This window comes from Streptomyces xiamenensis, from assembly GCF_000993785.3.
Classification (GTDB): domain Bacteria; phylum Actinomycetota; class Actinomycetes; order Streptomycetales; family Streptomycetaceae; genus Streptomyces; species Streptomyces xiamenensis.
On record NZ_CP009922.3, the window covers coordinates 3424585 to 3440737 of the forward strand.

Here is a 16153-nt window from a genome sequence, read left to right on the forward strand (position 1 = left end):
AACCGCTTGCACTCTCGGGGTGAGAGTGCTAATCATGGCGTTAGCACTCTGAGGGTGAGAGTGACAGCAGAGACCGGTTCGGTGAGGTCGTGAGCCAGGCGGGGCAAGGAACCGCAGGGTGTACGGCCGTCCGTCGCGGGCGCCGGCGCGGTCCTGGAGCATCCACCCCTGTATATGGGAGGACCCCTTCACATGGCCAAGATCATCGCGTTCAACGAGGAGGCGCGGCGCGGCCTTGAGCGCGGGATGAACCAGCTCGCCGACGCCGTCAAGGTCACGCTCGGTCCCAAGGGCCGCAACGTCGTTCTGGAGAAGAAGTGGGGCGCCCCCACCATCACCAACGACGGTGTCTCGATCGCCAAGGAGATCGAGCTGGAGGACTCCTACGAGAAGATCGGCGCCGAGCTGGTCAAGGAGGTCGCCAAGAAGACCGACGACGTCGCGGGTGACGGTACGACCACCGCCACCGTGCTGGCTCAGGCCCTGGTCCGCGAAGGGCTGCGCAACGTCGCCGCCGGCGCCAACCCGATGGCCCTGAAGCGGGGCATCGAGGCCGCCGTCGAGAAGGTCTCCGAGGCGCTGCTCGGCCAGGCCAAGGAGGTCGAGACCAAGGAGCAGATCGCCTCCACCGCCTCCATCTCCGCCGGCGACACCCAGATCGGTGAGCTGATCGCCGAGGCCATGGACAAGGTCGGCAAGGAAGGCGTCATCACCGTCGAGGAGTCGCAGACCTTCGGGCTCGAGCTCGAGCTCACCGAGGGCATGCGCTTCGACAAGGGCTACATCTCCGCCTACTTCGCCACCGACATGGAGCGGATGGAGGCCGAGCTCGAGGACCCCTACATCCTCATCGTCAACTCCAAGGTCAGCAACGTGAAGGACCTCCTTCCGCTGCTGGAGAAGGTCATGCAGGCCGGCAAGCCGCTGCTGATCATCGCCGAGGACGTCGAGGGCGAGGCCCTGTCCACGCTGGTCGTCAACAAGATCCGTGGCACCTTCAAGTCCGTCGCGGTCAAGGCGCCCGGCTTCGGTGACCGCCGCAAGGCCATGCTGACCGACATCGCCATCCTCACCGGTGGCCAGGTCATCTCCGAGGAGGTCGGCCTCAAGCTGGAGACCGCGGGCCTCGACCTGCTGGGCCGTGCGCGCAAGGTCGTCATCACCAAGGACGAGACCACCATCGTCGACGGTGCCGGTGACAGCGACCAGGTCCAGGGCCGCGTCAACCAGATCCGTGCCGAGATCGAGAACTCCGACTCGGACTACGACCGCGAGAAGCTCCAGGAGCGCCTCGCGAAGCTGGCCGGTGGCGTGGCCGTCATCAAGGCCGGTGCCGCCACCGAGGTGGAGCTGAAGGAGCGCAAGCACCGCATCGAGGACGCGGTGCGCAACGCGAAGGCCGCCGTCGAGGAGGGCATCGTCGCCGGCGGTGGCGTGGCCCTGCTCCAGGCCGCCTCCGCGCTGGACAAGCTGGACCTGGAGGGTGACGAGGCGACCGGTGCCGCCGCCGTCAAGCTCGCCCTGGAGGCCCCGCTGAAGCAGATCGCGGTCAACGCCGGCCTTGAGGGCGGCGTCGTGGTCGAGAAGGTCCGCAACCTGCCGCAGGGTCACGGCCTCAACGCCGCGACCGGCGAGTACGTCGACCTGCTGGCCGCCGGGATCCCCGACCCCACCAAGGTCACCCGCTCCGCGCTGCAGAATGCCGCCTCCATCGCGGCGCTGTTCCTCACCACCGAGGCCGTCATCGCGGACAAGCCGGAGAAGTCGGCGGCTCCGGCCGGCGACCCGACCGGTGGCATGGGCGGCATGGACTTCTGAGTCCTGCCCGGGCCGACCGGCCCAGCCTGCCGTAGCGACGAGGGCGGCACCGGGGACCACCAGGTCCCGGGTGCCGCCCTCGGGCGTCAGCTCCCGGCCGACGCCGCCGTCAGGGCCGCCCGCAGGTGGCCGTGGGACTCCGTCAGCAGCCGCCCGGCCGTGGGCGCGTCCACCTTGCCGAGGATGGTGAGGATGGCGTTCTTCACCTCGCCGCCGGTCGCCCGCAGCGCCGACTCGATCACCGGGTCCGGCGCCCCGGTGGCCAGGTGCACGATGCGGCGCGAGCGGGCCCGCAGCTTCTCGTTGGAGGCGCGGACGTCCACCATCAGATTGCCGTAGGTCTTGCCGAGCCGGATCATGCTGATGGTCGAGATCATGTTCAGCACCAGCTTCTGTGCCGTGCCCGCCTTCAGCCGGGTCGATCCCGAGATCAGCTCGGGGCCCACCACGACCTCGATGCCGTGCTCGGCGGCCGCCGCCAGCGGCGACCGGGCGTTGCACGACAGGCCGATGGTCAGCGCCCCCTGGGCCCGCGCGTACTCCACGGCGCCCACCGCGTACGGGGTGCGGCCGGACGCCGAGATGCCGACCACCACGTCGTCGGCCGTGACACCGCGCCGCCGCAGATCCTCGGCGGCCAGCGCCTTGCTGTCCTCGGCGCCCTCCACCGCCGTCACCATCGCGCTCGGGCCGCCGGCGATCATCCCGACCACCTGCGAGGGATCGGTGTTGAACGTCGGCGGACACTCACTGGCGTCCAGCACCCCGAGCCGGCCGGCGGTTCCGGCGCCCAGGTACATCAGCCGCCCGCCGCGCGCCAGCCGTTCGGCTGCGGCGTCGATGGCGGCGGAGATCTTCGGCAGTTCGGCGGCGACGGCGCCGGGCACCCCGGCGTCCTCGCGGTTCATGGTGCGGGCGATGTCGAGCGTGGAGCGCCGGTCGATCTCCGCGAGATCCGGGCGGTGGGCCTCGGTGGTCAGGCCGTCGAGCTCGGTGCGCAGCTCACCAAAAGGACTGAGGGACATGGAGGTGCGGCTCTCTTGGTACGGGGGACGGCGGTGTCCCGGTTGCGGGGTCAGCGGTCGCGGGCCGGCGAGTGGCGGTGCGCCAGCGCCTCGTAGCTCGCGTGCAGCGCGGGCGCGGCGGTCTCGTACGTACGCTGCGCCACGCCGACGAACAGGCAGTCGACCACCAGCAGTTGGCTGGTGCGGCTGGACATCGCCGCCGGGCGCAGTTCGCTCTCCCGCCCGGTGGAGGTGGTCAGCACATGGTCCGCGTACTGGGTGACCTCACCGTCCGGGCGGCCGGTGATGGCGACCGTGGTGGCACCGTGGTCGAAGGCCGCCTGGAGCGGTTCGATGACGTCCACGGTGCGTCCCGAGTGGGTGATGGCGACCGCGACATCGCCGGCGCGCAGCTGGACGGCCCCCGTGACCGCCAGATGCGGGTCGGCGTGGGCGTGGGCGACCAGGCCGATGCGCAGGAGTTTCTGTGCCAGGTCCTGGGCGACGAGGGAGGAGGCGCCGATGCCGTACACATCCACGCGGCGGGCGGCGGCCAGCGCGGTGACGACGGCTTCGAGCTGGGCGAGGTCCAGGGCGCCGGCCGTGTCGGTGAGGGTCTGCCGCTCGTCCTGGGTGAGCTTGGCGACCACGTCGCTGAGCGGGTCGTCCACCGAGATGTCGGCGGTGACGGCGGGCGCGGCGCCGGACGCCTGCTGGGCGGCCAGGCCGGCCAGGGCCAGGCGCAGGTCGCGGTAGCCGGGGTAGCCGAGCATCCGGGCGGTACGGACCACGGTGGCCTCGGAGGTGCCCGTGCGTTCGGCGAGGCCGGTGACGGTGAGGGCGGCGCAGCCGGCCGGGTCGGAGGCGACGGTTTCGGCGACACGCTGCATGGAGCGCGTCATGGAGGGGGTCATGGTGCGGACCTTGGCGGCCAGCGCGGCCGGCTCCGGGGGAGCGGGGCGTGGTGGGGCGACGGCGACGGGACGCGGCCGACCGGGACGGCGGACGAAATTTTCCTTCATCGCATTCCTCACAGGATGAAACATATTTTCGTAGGAGTTGTCGCGTCAAGCCTTCGGGGTGCTCCAATAGTGCGTATGAACCACGAGACGCCGGAAGGGGCCATTCACCGGGGCCGCGCGCTGGTCCTGGCCGACCTGGCGGCCTGCGACGCCGCCGGGCCCGCCGAGGTGTCCGCCTTGGAGAAGGCGATGGAGCACCGCCGGTGGTGGTGCGAACAGTGGCCCGAGGGCGCCCCGTACCTCCCCGGGCTGCTCGCCCAGGACGTCCAGGACGCCCTGCTGGACGCGCACGGGGCGGCGGGACGCTGGCCGGTGTGCCCGTTCTGCGAGGATCACCACGCCCTTGACCTGGAGCCGGAACTGTCCGAGGACCCGCACTGGGTGTGCGGCGCGACCGGCCGTACGGTCGCCCCGCTCGGCGGCCTGGACACGGCGGGGGAAGCGGACTCCGCGTGACGGTCTACATCGATCCGCCCAACTGGCCCGGCCACGGCCGGATGTGGTCGCACCTGATCAGCGACGTCTCGTACGACGAACTCCACGCCTTCGCCGCCCGCCTGGGCGCGCCGCCCAGGGCGTTCGACGGCGACCACTACGACATCCCGTCCGACAGCTACGCCGAGGCCGTGCGCCTCGGCGCGGTGGAGGTCGGCAGCAAAACCCTGGTCCACCACCTGCGCACCGCCGGCCTGCGGCGACGGAAGAGACGCCCGTCCGCCTGACTCCGTGGCCGGACGAACGTACGCCGAGCGGGCGGGCGCGTGAAAGGTGAAAGCGGCGGATCGGTTGATTCGGGTGATCACCCCCGGATGGGTAGGCTTCCGGGCATGAGTGTGCGGCGAGGTGAAGGCGTGCCCCCGATCGCGGGAGTGACACAGCTGGGGCCCTGGGCGGCGATCGATGTCGAGGACGCGCGCGATCAGTTGCCCGAACTGCTGCAGCGAGTGGCCGACGGTGCTTTCGGGGATGACGGTGTGGCCCTTACCCGGGACGGCCGGATTCTCGCGGTTCTGGTCGACCCCGAGAAGATCGAGGACATCCGGGAGGAGCGGTCCCTGCTCCAGAGTGAGCTGGACCGGGTGCGCGGAGTGGACAATGCGGTGTCGATGAAGCAGCTGATCGCGGAGCTGGGGGCGGCGTGAGCCGGCTCGATTTTGAGCCCGCCGCGCGCCGCTACCTCTCCGACCGGTTCAAAACGGACCCCGCAGGGGTGCAGCAGGTCCTCGACAGCGTCAACCTGCTGCCCGGAAATCCCCGCCCGGACGGGGCGTTCGCCATGGGATCCGACCGGTTCCGCATCCGGATCTGCTTCTACCGGGTCATCTACGTGGTCAAGCAGCACAAGCCCGCCGTCCTCCTGGTCGAGCACGTGGGTCACGCGAACCGGCCGTAGCGGTCCCGGCCCGGCCCGGCCCGCCGGTCGGTGGTGGAGACCTGTGTGCTCCGCCCGACACCCGTCCCCGGGCCCCACCCCTACGGGCGGGGCCGGCGGGCGCGCCAGACGAGGATGGCCGCCGAGGCCACCGCCGACAGGCGCAGGAGCAGCGGCCAGGTCTCCGAGAGCTGGTCGCCGGCCGTGGTGTCGACCAGGGGCTCGCCCCAGTACGCGTTGACGCGGCCGAACAGCCAGGCCAGGTACCCGCCGAAGACCAGTCCTGGGCCGCCGAACGTCGCCCACTGGGCCTCGCGCCGGGAGAGCCTGGGCGACCAGTACGCCAGCAGCCAGCCGATCGCGAGCGGGGCGATCTCGGTCAGGACCGCGCCGGCCACCAGCAGCAGGGCGCCGATCAGCTCGATCGGGCCGCCCATGTGGCGGTTGGTGCCACGGATCGCCGCGTTCGCCCGGCGCCAGCCCGTGGGCGGGGGCGGGGCGGCGGGCTCGGCGGCCGGGGCCGCCTCCGCCGCGGGCGGCGCGGCCTCCACCGCCGGAGCGAGGGGGGCCGGAGCGGCGGGCTTCAGATCCTTGCGCTCCTCCACCGGGGGCCGCAGCATCTCGGGCACCTCGATGCCGCCGACGAACCCGCCGATCTGGCCGTCCGGCCAGTACAGCTCCGGGGGTTTGGGCTGCTCCGTCAGGTCGGGCAGGTCCTCCTCCGGCACGGCGGCCGCCGGCTCGGGGGCCTGGGGCGCCGGTTCCGGATCGGCGGCCGGGGCGGCGGGCCTGGGCTTGCGGAAGGAGAAGAGCGGGGCCCGCTGCGTCCGGGCCGGCTCCTCGGGCGCCGCCGGTGCCGAGGGCGCCGGAGCCGGTGCCGCGGCCTGCGCCGGTGCAGGGGCGGTCACCGTCCCGCCGCCCGACGCGTTCGCGACGACGTCCTCGGGGCGTCCCATGCCGCGCAGGATCTTCTTGATGTCCGAGCGGCTCTCCTCGCCGTCCACCCGGGACCGCTGTTGTCCGATCTCGGTCCGCAACCGCCCCACCAGCGCCGCGCGTTCGGCCGCCGACATGCTGGTGGTGTGGGCCAGGTCGCCCACCTTGCTCAGATAGTCGAGTACCAGCTGTTCGCCTTCGATCCCCACGCGCCCGATGGTAGCGGCAGCACCTATGCCTTCGCCGCTGTTCATCAAGGGTTCACCGGACACCCCGCAATCGGCTACCCACGCCTCGTTACATGTGAACCATGGCGACAGGTCTTGCGACACCCCTATCCCCCCACGGCGGGCGCCGCCCCACCGAGGGCGCCCCCGTTGTGTTCGAGTTGGGCGGGGTGAACGTCTCCTACGGTGCGCACCGCGCCGTCCGCGATGTCTCCATGGACATCCACGAACGGGAGATCACCGCGCTCATCGGCCCCTCGGGCTGCGGCAAGTCCACCGTGCTGCGCTGCCTGAACCGGATGAACGACCTGGTGCCCGGCGCCGCCGTCTCCGGCAAGGTCGCCTACCGCGGCAGCGATCTCTACGCCGACGACGTCGACTCCATCGAGGTCAGGCGGCGGATCGGAATGGTGTTCCAGAAGCCGAACCCCTTCCCCAAGTCGATCTACGACAACGTCGCCTACGGCCTGCGCTTCGGCCCCGCCCGGGTCACGCGCAAGGAGATGGACGACCGGGTCGAGGCCGCGCTCACCAGCGCCGCCCTGTGGGACGAGGTCAAGGACAAGCTGTCCAGCAGCGGGCACGCGCTCTCCGGGGGCCAGCAGCAGCGCCTGTGCATAGCCCGGGCGGTCGCGGTCCAGCCCGATGTGGTGCTGATGGACGAGCCCTGCTCGGCGCTCGATCCCATCGCCACGGCGAAGATCGAGGACCTGATGCAGAAACTCGCGGACGAATTCACGCTGGTGATCGTCACGCACAACATGCAGCAGGCAGCCCGGGTCTCCGACCGCACCGCTTTCTTCACTGCCGACACCGACAGCGAGGGGGTACGCCATGGGCGCCTGGTTGAGTACGACGCGACCGAGAAAATCTTCAACCGGCCCGCTGACCAGCGTACCGAGGATTACATCTCCGGCCGGTTCGGATAATCTCCCGCCGGATGAGGATGATTCCGCCCCGGGTATTTCGCTCGGTGTCAATCCGCTGGTGCTGCTCGCGGATTCCGACGAGCGGATCAGACAGGGTCTCACCGCCCAGCTGGCGAAGTATCAGGTCTCCGTCGTGCACTGCGCCGACGGCGCGGCGGCACTGCTGGAGGCCGGCCTGCGCCGCCCCGACGTGCTGCTCGTCTCGGCCGGGCTGCCGCTGATCGACGGCGCCACCGTCACCAGGATGGTGCGCCGCCGGCTGTCCATCCCGGTGGTGCTCGGGGTCAGCCCCGAGGACACCGACCAGGTCGGACCCGCCCTGGCGGCGGGGGCCAGCGCCTGCGTGGCGCGCCCCTACCGGCCGCGCGAGGTGGCCCAGTTGCTGAGCCTGTCCGACCGCGGTCACCGCGGCGGCTGGGACCAGCCGCTGGTGTGCGGGCCGCTCACGCTGGACCCGGGGACGTACGAGGTGCGGGTGCACGGGGTGGTCACCGCGCGGCTGCCGCTGCGCGAGTTCCAGCTGCTGCATCTGCTGATGCTGCACGCCGAGAAGGTCATCACCCGGGACCGTATCCGCGCCGAACTGTGGGGCGACGGAGCCAGCAGGTCGAATACGATCACCGTTCACATTCGGCGGCTGCGGGAGCGGCTCGGCGACGATCCGCACCACCCGGAGATCATCCAGACGGTGCGCGGCGTCGGCTACCGCCTGGTGCCGCCGGGGCAGTTCGCGTAACGGGCGGGTACCGCTCGCCCAGGTGACGCCTTTCTTAACGATTTCGGCTCTGTTTGTGAAACTGCCGGTTCCGCCGAACCTATCTTTCTGTTCACCTTCCGGACCGCACGCCTTCGCCGCACGCTCCTACGTTCTCCTCGAGACATTCAAAGTCAAAGGAGCAATGGCATGCGCAACTGGCGCGCCAAGTCCGCGGCGATCGTCGCGGTGTCCGCCCTGGCCCTGACCGCCTGCGGCGGCGGCGACGGCGACAACGGTGACAAGGGTGGCGACGGCAAGGGGACCGAGGGCGGCTCGTCCCTGTCCGGCACGGTGACCGGCGCCGGCGCGTCGTTCCCCGCCACCGTCTTCCAGGACTGGATAGCCGCCTACCAGGGCGACAAGTCCGGTGTCACCGTCAACTACCAGAGCGTCGGCTCGGGTACCGGTGTCGAGCAGTTCATCGGGCAGTCCATCGACTTCGGCTCCTCCGAGGAGTACCTGAGCGACGAGGCGCTCGCCGACGCCGAGGCCGCCCGCGGCTGCCCGGCCGTGCAGTTCCCGGTGGTCTTCGGCTCGGTGGCCATCGCCTTCAACGACCCGGCCCTCGACGGTCTGGTGCTCAGCCCGGAGGTGATCGCCTCGATCTACGACCGCGAGATCACCAACTTCAACGACCCGGCGATCGCCGACCTGAACCCGGACTTCGACCTCCCGGACCAGGACATCCTGCCGGTCCACCGCTCCGACTCCTCCGGTACCACCTTCGTCTTCTCCCACTACCTCACCACCGAGGTCCCCGCCTGGGCGGACACCTACGGCGAGGGCAAGGAGATCGAGTGGTCCGGTGACACCATCGGCGGCGAGGGCAACGAGGGTGTCTCGCAGCAGATCTCGCAGAACCCCGGCGGCGTCGGCTACGTGAACCAGTCCTACGCGCTGGAGCTGGGCCTGCCCACCGCCAAGGTGGTCAACGCCGACGGTGAGGCCATCGCGCCGACCCTGGAGGCCACCACGGCCGCCTCCGAGGAGGCCGAGATCCCGGACACCTTCCAGTTCACCATCAACGGTGTGGGCGGCGAGGGTTACCCGATCGCGGGTACCAACTTCATCCTGGCCTACACCTGCGGCTACGAAGACGCCACGGCCGACATCATCAAGGACTTCTGGTCCTGGACGCTGACCGAGGACGCGGACGCGCTCGCCCTGGAGCTGGGCTACGCCCCGCTGGGTGCCGACCTCAAGGAGCGGGTGCAGGCGCAGATCGACCTGATCAACAGCCAGGGCTGAGCCCGCTGACCTCGGGTCGTCCGTCCCCCAGTCCCCCCGCCGCCCGGGGCGGTAGCCATCCGCCCCGGGCCTTCCCCGTACCCGCGCGCGTACCCCCACCCGGTATCCGTCCGCCCGGTACCCGTCCACGTCCCCCTTGTGCCCCGTGGCAGCAGACAGGAGCAGCAGCAACGATGTCGGCCACACTGTCCCGTCAACGAAAGCGGATAGCCGACCCGGCGTTCCGCTGGTTCGTGACCCTCGCCGGCGCCAGCGTCTTCGTCATCCTCGCCGGGATGGTCATCAGAACGACCAATGACGCCTGGCCCATCTTCCAGTACACCGGCTTCTTCGACTTTCTGACCGGTGACCAGTGGCTGGCCGGATCCAGCCGCACCGACAGCGACTTCACCGGTACGTACGGGGCCTGGCCGTTCATCTACGGCACCATGGTCACCGCGCTGATCGCCATCGTGATCGCCCTGCCGCTGGCCCTGTGCGTCGCCTTCTACATCAACCAGCTGGCGCCCAGGCGGCTGCGCAACCCGCTGTCGTACTCCGTGGAGATGCTGGCGGCCGTGCCCAGCATCATCTTCGGGATGTGGGGCTTCTTCTGGCTGCTGCCGAACGTGCTGCGCCCGTTCCTGGAGTGGCTGGAGTCCGTGCTCGGCTGGCTGAACATCGCCGGCTGGAAGCCCTTCGAGGGCCCGGTGTTCGGCTCCAGCTACCTGGCCGCCGGCATCGTGCTGGCCATCATGATCCTGCCGATCATCACCGCGATCGTCCGCGAGGTCATCGCCGTGAACCCGGTCGACCAGCAGCACGCCGCCTACGCGCTCGGGGCCACCCGCTTCGAGGTGATGCGCAAGGTGGTGCTGCCCTCCAGCTTCTCCGGGATCGTGGCCGCCAGCATGCTCGGCCTGGGCCGCGCGGTCGGCGAGACGGTGGCCGTGATGATGCTGATCGGCTCCACCAAGAACTGGGACGGCTCGCTGCTGTCCGCCGGTGACTCGATGGCCGCGCACATCGCCGCCCGGTTCGGGGAGGCGACGCCGGAGACCACCAAGGCGCTCATGGCGATCGGCGTGGTGCTGTTCCTGTTCACCATGATCATCAACATCGGGGCCCGACTGCTGGTGTGGCGGATCGGCCGAGTCTCGGGGGACGCCGCCGTATGAGCACCACCGACACCACCACCGCGAAGACCACGTCCACCGGCCACCGCAGCCTGCTGGTGAAGCAGGGCAACGCGAACGCCCGGGGCGTGAAGAACCGTTTCGCCACCGGGGTCCTCACGGCCGCCATGGCGATCGCCGTCGTCCCGCTGATCCTCATCATCATCGAGGTGACCCGGCGCGGCATCGGCGCCATCCACTGGGACTTCTTCACCACCGACGAGCCCAGCTACCGCCAGGAGGGCGGCTACCGGGCCGGCTTCGTGGGCACCGCGTACGTCATGGGCGGCGCGATCCTCATGTCCGTCCCGCTGGGTCTGGCCACCGCGATCTACGTCGTCGAGTACGGCCGCGAGACGCGCGCCGGGCGGCGGCTGTCCGACCTGATCCGGTTCTTCACCGACGTGATGACCGGTATCCCCTCGATCTTCGTCGGTCTGTTCGTCTACGGCTTCCTGGTCTCCTCCACCGGCGGGCTCGGCCAGGGCTTCAACGCCTTCGCCGGTTCGGTCGCCATCGCGATCATCATGCTGCCGATCGTGGCGCGTTCCTCGGAGGAGATGCTCAAGCTCGTCCCGGACGAGTGGCGCAACGCCTCGTACGCGCTGGGCGCCAGCAAGTCCCGTACGGTCCTCACCACCGTGCTGCCGGCCGCCGCGCCGGGTCTTGCCACCGGCTCGATGCTGGCGGTGGCCCGCGGCGCCGGTGAGACCGCGCCGCTGATCATGACCATCCTCGGCTCCCAGTACCTGGTGAGCAGCTACTTCGAGGGCGCGCAGGGCGCGGTGCCGCTGCAGATCTACCGGGGCGCGCGGCAGCAGTTCGAGGCCGGCATCGAGCGGGCGTGGGGCGGCGCGCTGTCGCTGTTCCTGCTGGTCCTGCTGCTGGTGGTGCTGGCCCGCTGGCTGGGTTCGAAGGCCAACAAGCTCAAGTGACGCGAGACAGAAGGGGGAAGGGAGCAGTCATGTCGGTGTTCGACATACAGGGGCTGGGGGTCTCCTACGGGGCCTTCACGGCCGTGGGGGACATCAGCCTGGAGATACCGCGCAACAAGGTCACCGCGCTGATCGGCCCCTCGGGCTGCGGCAAGTCCACGGTGCTGCGCTGCCTGAACCGGATGAACGACCTGATGGACGCCACCGTCAGCGGGAAGGTCATCTACAACGGCGAGGACATCTACGGGCCCGAGGTGGACGCGGCGGAGGTGCGGCGCCGGATCGGCATGGTGTTCCAGCGGCCGAACCCGTTCCCCAAGTCCATCTACGAGAACGTGGCGTTCGGGCCGCGGCTGAACGGCTTCAAGGGCGATCTGGACCAGCTGGTCGAGGAGTCGCTGCGTTCGGTGGCGCTGTGGGACGAGGTGAAGGACAAGCTCGGCGACCCGGGGACGGCGCTGTCGGGCGGCCAGCAGCAGCGGCTGTGCATCGCGCGGGCGATCGCCGTGCAGCCGGACGTGCTGCTGATGGACGAGCCGTGCTCGGCGCTGGACCCGATCGCCACGCTCAAGATCGAGGACCTGATCCGGGAGCTGGAGAGCTCGTACAGCATCGTGATCGTCACGCACAACATGCAGCAGGCGGCGCGGGTGTCGGAGATGACGGCGTTCTTCAGCGTCGACATCGACGACGAGCAGGGGATGCGCACGGGCGCGCTGGTGGAGTACGACACCACGGAGAAGATCTTCAACAATCCGGGCAGCACCCGGACCGAGGACTACATCAGTGGCCGGTTCGGCTGAGCGGGGGCGACCGCCGGGGACGCGGTCGCGGCAGCGGGGCGAATCGTTCCTGCTTCACGGCGGCGAGTAACGCCGCACCACGGGCCCGGGAACCGTCCAGGACGGTCCCGGGCCGGGTGCTCTCGCGCAGCAGGACCCGCCCACCGGGGAGGCGGGCGAGTTCGACGCAGTTCTCACCGCCGTTCCCCGACGAGAACGAGGACTTCTGCCAGCGTGTGGTCATAGCTCCCGCGCGATGTGATGGATCAGCGAACGCGACTCGCCCGGGCTGAGGGTGAAGTCGTGGACGCCGTCGAAGAACTCCCGGTACCCCTCCAGCTGGTCGTCCGCGGTGAGCAGGATGCCGCCGATCGGGGTGTCCATCTGGACCGTGTCCAGCTGCGGGACCACCCCGTGCGCGTACAGCAGCGGCTGGGTGGCCTCGTAGAAGCGTTCATTGGTGAACGGGATCACCCGCAGGGTGATGTGCGGGAGTTCGGACGACTTCATCAGATGCTCCAGCTGGGCGCGCACCACCTGCCGGCCGCCGAACCGCATGCGCAGCGCCGCCTCGTGCAGCACGACGTCGAACGAGGGCGGGGCGGAGCCGTCCAGGACGGACTGGCGGCGCAGCCGGTACTCGACGTACGGCTCCACGTCGTCGGCCGGGTTGCTGCCGTTGACGGCGCGGATGTACTCCTCGGTCTGGAGCAGCCCGGGGACGTTGACGGTGTGCAGGATGCGCATCCGGGTGCTGTGGAACTCCAGCTCCGCGAGGTCGAGGAAGCGGGGCGGCAGCACGCCGCGGTACTCGTCCCACCAGTGCTGCCCGCGGTGCTCGCCGGCGATCGCCGACAGGGCGTCGAGCAGCGGCGTGTCGGCGCAGCCGTAGTAGTCGGCGAGTCTGCGGATGCGCTGCTCGCTGACGCCGATCCGGCCCGACTCGATGTGGCTGATCTTGCCCTGGTCGGTCCCGAGCATGGCGGCGGTCTCGCGCGCGGTGCGGCCGGCGCGTTCGCGCAGCTTGCGCAGTTCTGCTCCCAGGCGGGCTTGCCGGGCGGTAGGACGCTCCCTCGGCGGCATGGTGGTTCTCCGGTCCTGTTGATCGCTGGCGCTGGCCTGAGTTTGCCGTCCCATTACTCCCCGAGTCCACTTGCATGCACAGGGGTACAGGTATCCCGGTGGGCTATGGGGTGATTGGTGGTTGTTTCCTGTCCGTGGAGGGGCGGGACCGGTACCGTGGGCTGGATGACCACTGAGCAGCGTTCGCGCGGTCCGCGCACCCTGGCCGAGGAACTGCGGGCGCGCAGCGACGAGCAGCTGAGCGGGCTGTTGCGGGCCCGCGCCGATCTGCTCTCCCCGCTGCCCGGGGACATCTCGCAGCTGGCCACGAGGGCGGGCACCCGGGCCTCGGTGATCCGCGCCCTGGACCGGCTGGACGTCTTCACCCTCCAGGTCGCCGAGGCCCTCGCGATCGCCCCGCAGCCCTGCCCGTACGACACGCTCGCCGGGCTGCTGCCGGGCGGGGAGCGGGAGCTGCCGCGCGCGCTGGCGGCGCTGCGCGGGCGCGCCCTGCTGTGGGGCGCGGAGCGGGAGCCACGGCTGGTGCGCACCGCGCAGGAGGTGCTGGCCCCGACCGCCGCCCGGCCGGGCACCACCGGGCTGGGCCCGACCGTGGCCGAGGCGTGCGCGGGGATCTCGCCGCGCCGGGTGCAGGAACTGCTGACCGGGGCGGGGCTGCCGGGCACCGGCGACGCGGTGAGCGCGGTCAACGCGCTCACCGAGCTGTTCGGGGACGAGGAGCGGTTCGCCCGGCTGCTGGAAGAGGCCCCGGACGGGGCGCTGACGGCGCTGGACCGGCTGGCGTGGGGCCCGCCGTACGGCGAGGTCTCGGCCCGGCCCGGGCCGCAGCTGCGCTGGCTGCTGGATCGCGGGCTGCTGCTGCCGCACCAGCCGGGCACCGTCGTCCTGCCGCGCGAGGTGGCGCTGCGGCTGCGCGGCGGACGGGCCCACCGCGAACTGCGTCCCCAGCCGCCCCGGGTGACGGCGCGTGGACAGTACACGCCGGACACGGTGGACGCGGCGGGCGCGGGCGCGGCACAGGGCGCGGTGGCGCTGATCGACGAACTGCTGGGCGGCTGGGCCGCCGACCCGCCCGCCGTGCTGCGCACCGGCGGGGTCGGCGTACGGGACCTGAAGCGCACGGCGGTGGCGCTGGACATCCCCGAGCCGCAGGCCGCGTTCTGGGCCGAACTGGCCTACGGAGCCGGTCTGGTGGCCGGCGACGGCGAGGCGGACGAGCGGTACGCGCCGACCCCCTCGTACGACGTGTGGTCGAGCGAGCCGGGGCAGCTGCGCTGGGCGCGGCTGGCGGCGGTCTGGCTGGCCGGCACCCGCGTCCCCGGCCTGGTCGGCGGCCGGGACGGCAAGGGCCGTCCGCTGTCCGCGCTCGGCCCCGGACTGGACCGCGGCCCGGCGGCGGAGCTGCGCCGCCGGGTGGTCGAACTGCTGGCCGCGGTGGAACCGGGCACCGCCCCCGAACCGTCGGCGATCCGCGACCACATCGGCTGGGAGCTGCCGCGCCGGATGCCGGCCGAGGCCCGCGACGCGCTGTGCGAGGCGGCGCTGGCGGAGGCCGAACTGCTGGGCGTCACCGGCAGGGGCGCCCTGACCTCCTTCGGCCGCGCCCTGCTCGGGCCGGCCGGAACGCCGGACGGAACCGCGAGCGCGCCGGAGGCGGACGCGGACACCACCCCGGACGCCGCTGACACCGATGACGCGGTGGGCGGGCAAAGAGCGGACGCCGGTGCCGCCACCGGCGGAGCGCCGGGCACCGACACCTTCCCCGCCCCCGGCGGGCCCCCGGGCCCCGCCTCCGCGGCCGGCCCCGGTGCCGGGGTGGACAGCGCCGGCGTCCCGGTGCCCGGCCCGGCGGAGGCGTTCGCCCCGCCCGCCCCGTCCACCGGCGGCTGGCTCGGCAGGGCCGCCGAGCCCACCGTCCTGGAGGCGGCCCGGCGGCTCGGCCCGCTGCTGCCCGAACCGCTCGACCACTTCCTCCTCCAGGCCGACCTGACCGCCGTCGCCCCGGGCCCGCTGCTGCGCGAGCCCGCCGCGACCATGGCGCTGGCCGCCGACATCGAGTCCAAGGGCGGGGCCACCGTCTACCGGTTCACCCCCGACTCCGTACGCCGCGCCCTGGACTCCGGCTGGTCGCCCGCCGCGCTCCACGACTTCCTCGCCGCGCACTCCCGCACCCCCGTGCCGCAGCCCCTCAGCTACCTCATCGACGACGTGGCCCGGCGGCACGGCCGGCTGCGCGTCGGGGTGGCGGCCGGGTATCTGCGATGCGAGGACGAGGCGCTGCTCACCCAGGTGCTCGCCGACCGCCGCACCGAGACGCTGCGGCTGCGCCGCATCGCCCCCACCGTGCTGATCTCCGGCACGCCGCCCGAGATCCTGCTGGCCCGCCTGCGCGAACTGGGCTTCGCGCCCGCCGCCGAGTCCGCGGAGGGCGCCGTGCTGACGGCGGCGGCGACCAGCCACCGCACCCCGCCGCGCACCGCGCCCGAACCCGTGCCGGACGGCCCGCCGGCCGCCGACGACCGGCTGTTGGCGGCGGCCGTCCGCGCCATCCGGGCGGGCGACGACAGCGGCGGGAGCCCGAAGGCGACGGCGTCCGGCGCCCCGGCCGGCGGGCGGACGGCGGTACCGGCCCCGTTCGGCGCGCTGCCGCGTACCTCTCCCGCCGACACCCTGGCCGTCCTGCAGGCGGCGGCGCTCACCGGCGCGCTGGTACGGATCGGCTACGTCGGCGCGGACGGCATCGCGGGGCAGCGGATCCTCGCCCCGGTTCGGGTGGAGGGCGGTTTCGTGACGGCGTTCGACCACACGGCCGAGGAGGTCCGCACCTATCCGCTGCACCGCATCACCGGGACGGCGGAACTGCCTGAGGGGTAGCCGGCACGGCCG

Annotated in this window: 17 protein-coding genes; 12 read left to right on the plus strand and 5 right to left on the minus strand. The window is 71.7% G+C overall.

The genetic code is table 11. The features are described 5' to 3' along the window. The first annotated feature begins 192 nt into the window (after window positions 1-192). A complete protein-coding gene (groL, locus tag SXIM_RS15730; RefSeq protein ID WP_030729521.1) occupies window positions 193-1818 on the plus strand; it encodes a chaperonin GroEL in 1626 nt (541 codons plus the stop codon). Window positions 1819-1904: 86 nt separating this feature from the next. Here the strand turns inward: groL and murQ are convergent, their stop codons facing one another. Then, a complete protein-coding gene (gene murQ / locus SXIM_RS15735; RefSeq protein WP_030729519.1) occupies window positions 1905-2843 on the minus strand; it encodes an N-acetylmuramic acid 6-phosphate etherase in 939 nt (312 codons plus the stop codon). A 50-nt stretch (window positions 2844-2893) separates the two neighbouring features. Further along, window positions 2894-3844: a MurR/RpiR family transcriptional regulator gene (locus SXIM_RS15740; RefSeq protein WP_078635300.1), complete on the minus strand. Its 951-nt coding sequence runs from the start codon at window positions 3842-3844 to the stop codon at window positions 2894-2896. A 75-nt stretch (window positions 3845-3919) separates the two neighbouring features. On the opposite strand from SXIM_RS15740, the gene SXIM_RS15745 reads away from it, so the two are divergent. From SXIM_RS15745 to SXIM_RS15760, 4 genes are all read left to right on the plus strand, one after another. After that, the gene (locus SXIM_RS15745; protein WP_030729516.1) at window positions 3920-4300 is read left to right on the plus strand and encodes a hypothetical protein; all 381 of its coding nucleotides are present in this window, start codon (window positions 3920-3922) and stop codon (window positions 4298-4300) included. Continuing rightward, window positions 4297-4566, plus strand: coding sequence for a DUF4031 domain-containing protein (locus SXIM_RS15750; RefSeq protein ID WP_030729515.1), 270 nt, complete (start codon window positions 4297-4299; stop codon window positions 4564-4566). The genes SXIM_RS15745 and SXIM_RS15750 overlap by 4 nt, the downstream gene beginning before the upstream one ends. Before the next feature lie 105 nt (window positions 4567-4671). Further along, window positions 4672-4986: a hypothetical protein gene (locus SXIM_RS15755; protein ID WP_148236119.1), complete on the plus strand. Its 315-nt coding sequence runs from the start codon at window positions 4672-4674 to the stop codon at window positions 4984-4986. Beyond that, the gene (locus SXIM_RS15760) at window positions 4983-5237 is read left to right on the plus strand and encodes a type II toxin-antitoxin system RelE family toxin (protein WP_046724445.1); all 255 of its coding nucleotides are present in this window, start codon (window positions 4983-4985) and stop codon (window positions 5235-5237) included. The genes SXIM_RS15755 and SXIM_RS15760 overlap by 4 nt, the downstream gene beginning before the upstream one ends. A gap of 80 nt (window positions 5238-5317) precedes the next feature. Here SXIM_RS15760 and SXIM_RS15765 read toward each other — a convergent pair whose 3' ends face one another. Continuing rightward, on the minus strand, window positions 5318-6361 hold the full coding sequence (locus SXIM_RS15765) for a hypothetical protein (RefSeq protein ID WP_046724447.1): 1044 nt from the start codon (window positions 6359-6361) through the stop codon (window positions 5318-5320). A 170-nt stretch (window positions 6362-6531) separates the two neighbouring features. Between SXIM_RS15765 and pstB (SXIM_RS15770) the strand changes: the two genes are divergently transcribed. The 6 genes from pstB (SXIM_RS15770) (at window position 6532) to pstB (SXIM_RS15795) (ending at window position 12205) form a co-directional block, all read left to right on the plus strand. Beyond that, window positions 6532-7308, plus strand: coding sequence for a phosphate ABC transporter ATP-binding protein PstB (gene pstB, locus SXIM_RS15770; protein ID WP_107046973.1), 777 nt, complete (start codon window positions 6532-6534; stop codon window positions 7306-7308). Window positions 7309-7366: 58 nt separating this feature from the next. Continuing rightward, window positions 7367-8044, plus strand: coding sequence for a response regulator transcription factor (locus SXIM_RS15775; RefSeq protein WP_030729504.1), 678 nt, complete (start codon window positions 7367-7369; stop codon window positions 8042-8044). Between the two features lie 168 nt (window positions 8045-8212). Beyond that, entirely contained in the window at window positions 8213-9313 is a 1101-nt protein-coding gene (gene pstS, locus SXIM_RS15780) for a phosphate ABC transporter substrate-binding protein PstS (protein WP_030729501.1), read from the plus strand. Window positions 9314-9486: 173 nt separating this feature from the next. Next, window positions 9487-10470: a phosphate ABC transporter permease subunit PstC gene (gene pstC / locus SXIM_RS15785; protein ID WP_030729499.1), complete on the plus strand. Its 984-nt coding sequence runs from the start codon at window positions 9487-9489 to the stop codon at window positions 10468-10470. Next, window positions 10467-11402 carry a phosphate ABC transporter permease PstA gene (pstA, locus tag SXIM_RS15790; protein WP_030729495.1) on the plus strand — a complete coding sequence of 312 codons (936 nt, stop codon included), beginning with the start codon at window positions 10467-10469 and terminating at the stop codon, window positions 11400-11402. Before pstC ends, pstA begins: the two co-directional genes overlap by 4 nt. Before the next feature lie 29 nt (window positions 11403-11431). Then, window positions 11432-12205 carry a phosphate ABC transporter ATP-binding protein PstB gene (pstB, locus tag SXIM_RS15795; RefSeq protein WP_030729492.1) on the plus strand — a complete coding sequence of 258 codons (774 nt, stop codon included), beginning with the start codon at window positions 11432-11434 and terminating at the stop codon, window positions 12203-12205. Here pstB (SXIM_RS15795) and SXIM_RS15800 read toward each other — a convergent pair. After that, complete coding sequence (locus SXIM_RS15800) at window positions 12186-12428, minus strand: DUF397 domain-containing protein (RefSeq protein WP_030729489.1); 243 nt, start codon at window positions 12426-12428, stop codon at window positions 12186-12188. The two genes, pstB (SXIM_RS15795) and SXIM_RS15800, sit on opposite strands and share 20 nt — an antisense overlap. Further along, entirely contained in the window at window positions 12425-13267 is an 843-nt protein-coding gene (locus SXIM_RS15805) for a helix-turn-helix domain-containing protein (protein WP_030729487.1), read from the minus strand. Before SXIM_RS15805 ends, SXIM_RS15800 begins: the two co-directional genes overlap by 4 nt. A gap of 165 nt (window positions 13268-13432) precedes the next feature. Here SXIM_RS15805 and SXIM_RS15810 point away from each other — a divergent pair, with 165 nt between their 5' ends. Further along, window positions 13433-16141: a helicase-associated domain-containing protein gene (locus tag SXIM_RS15810; protein WP_046724449.1), complete on the plus strand. Its 2709-nt coding sequence runs from the start codon at window positions 13433-13435 to the stop codon at window positions 16139-16141. The last annotated feature ends 12 nt before the right edge of the window (window positions 16142-16153 follow it).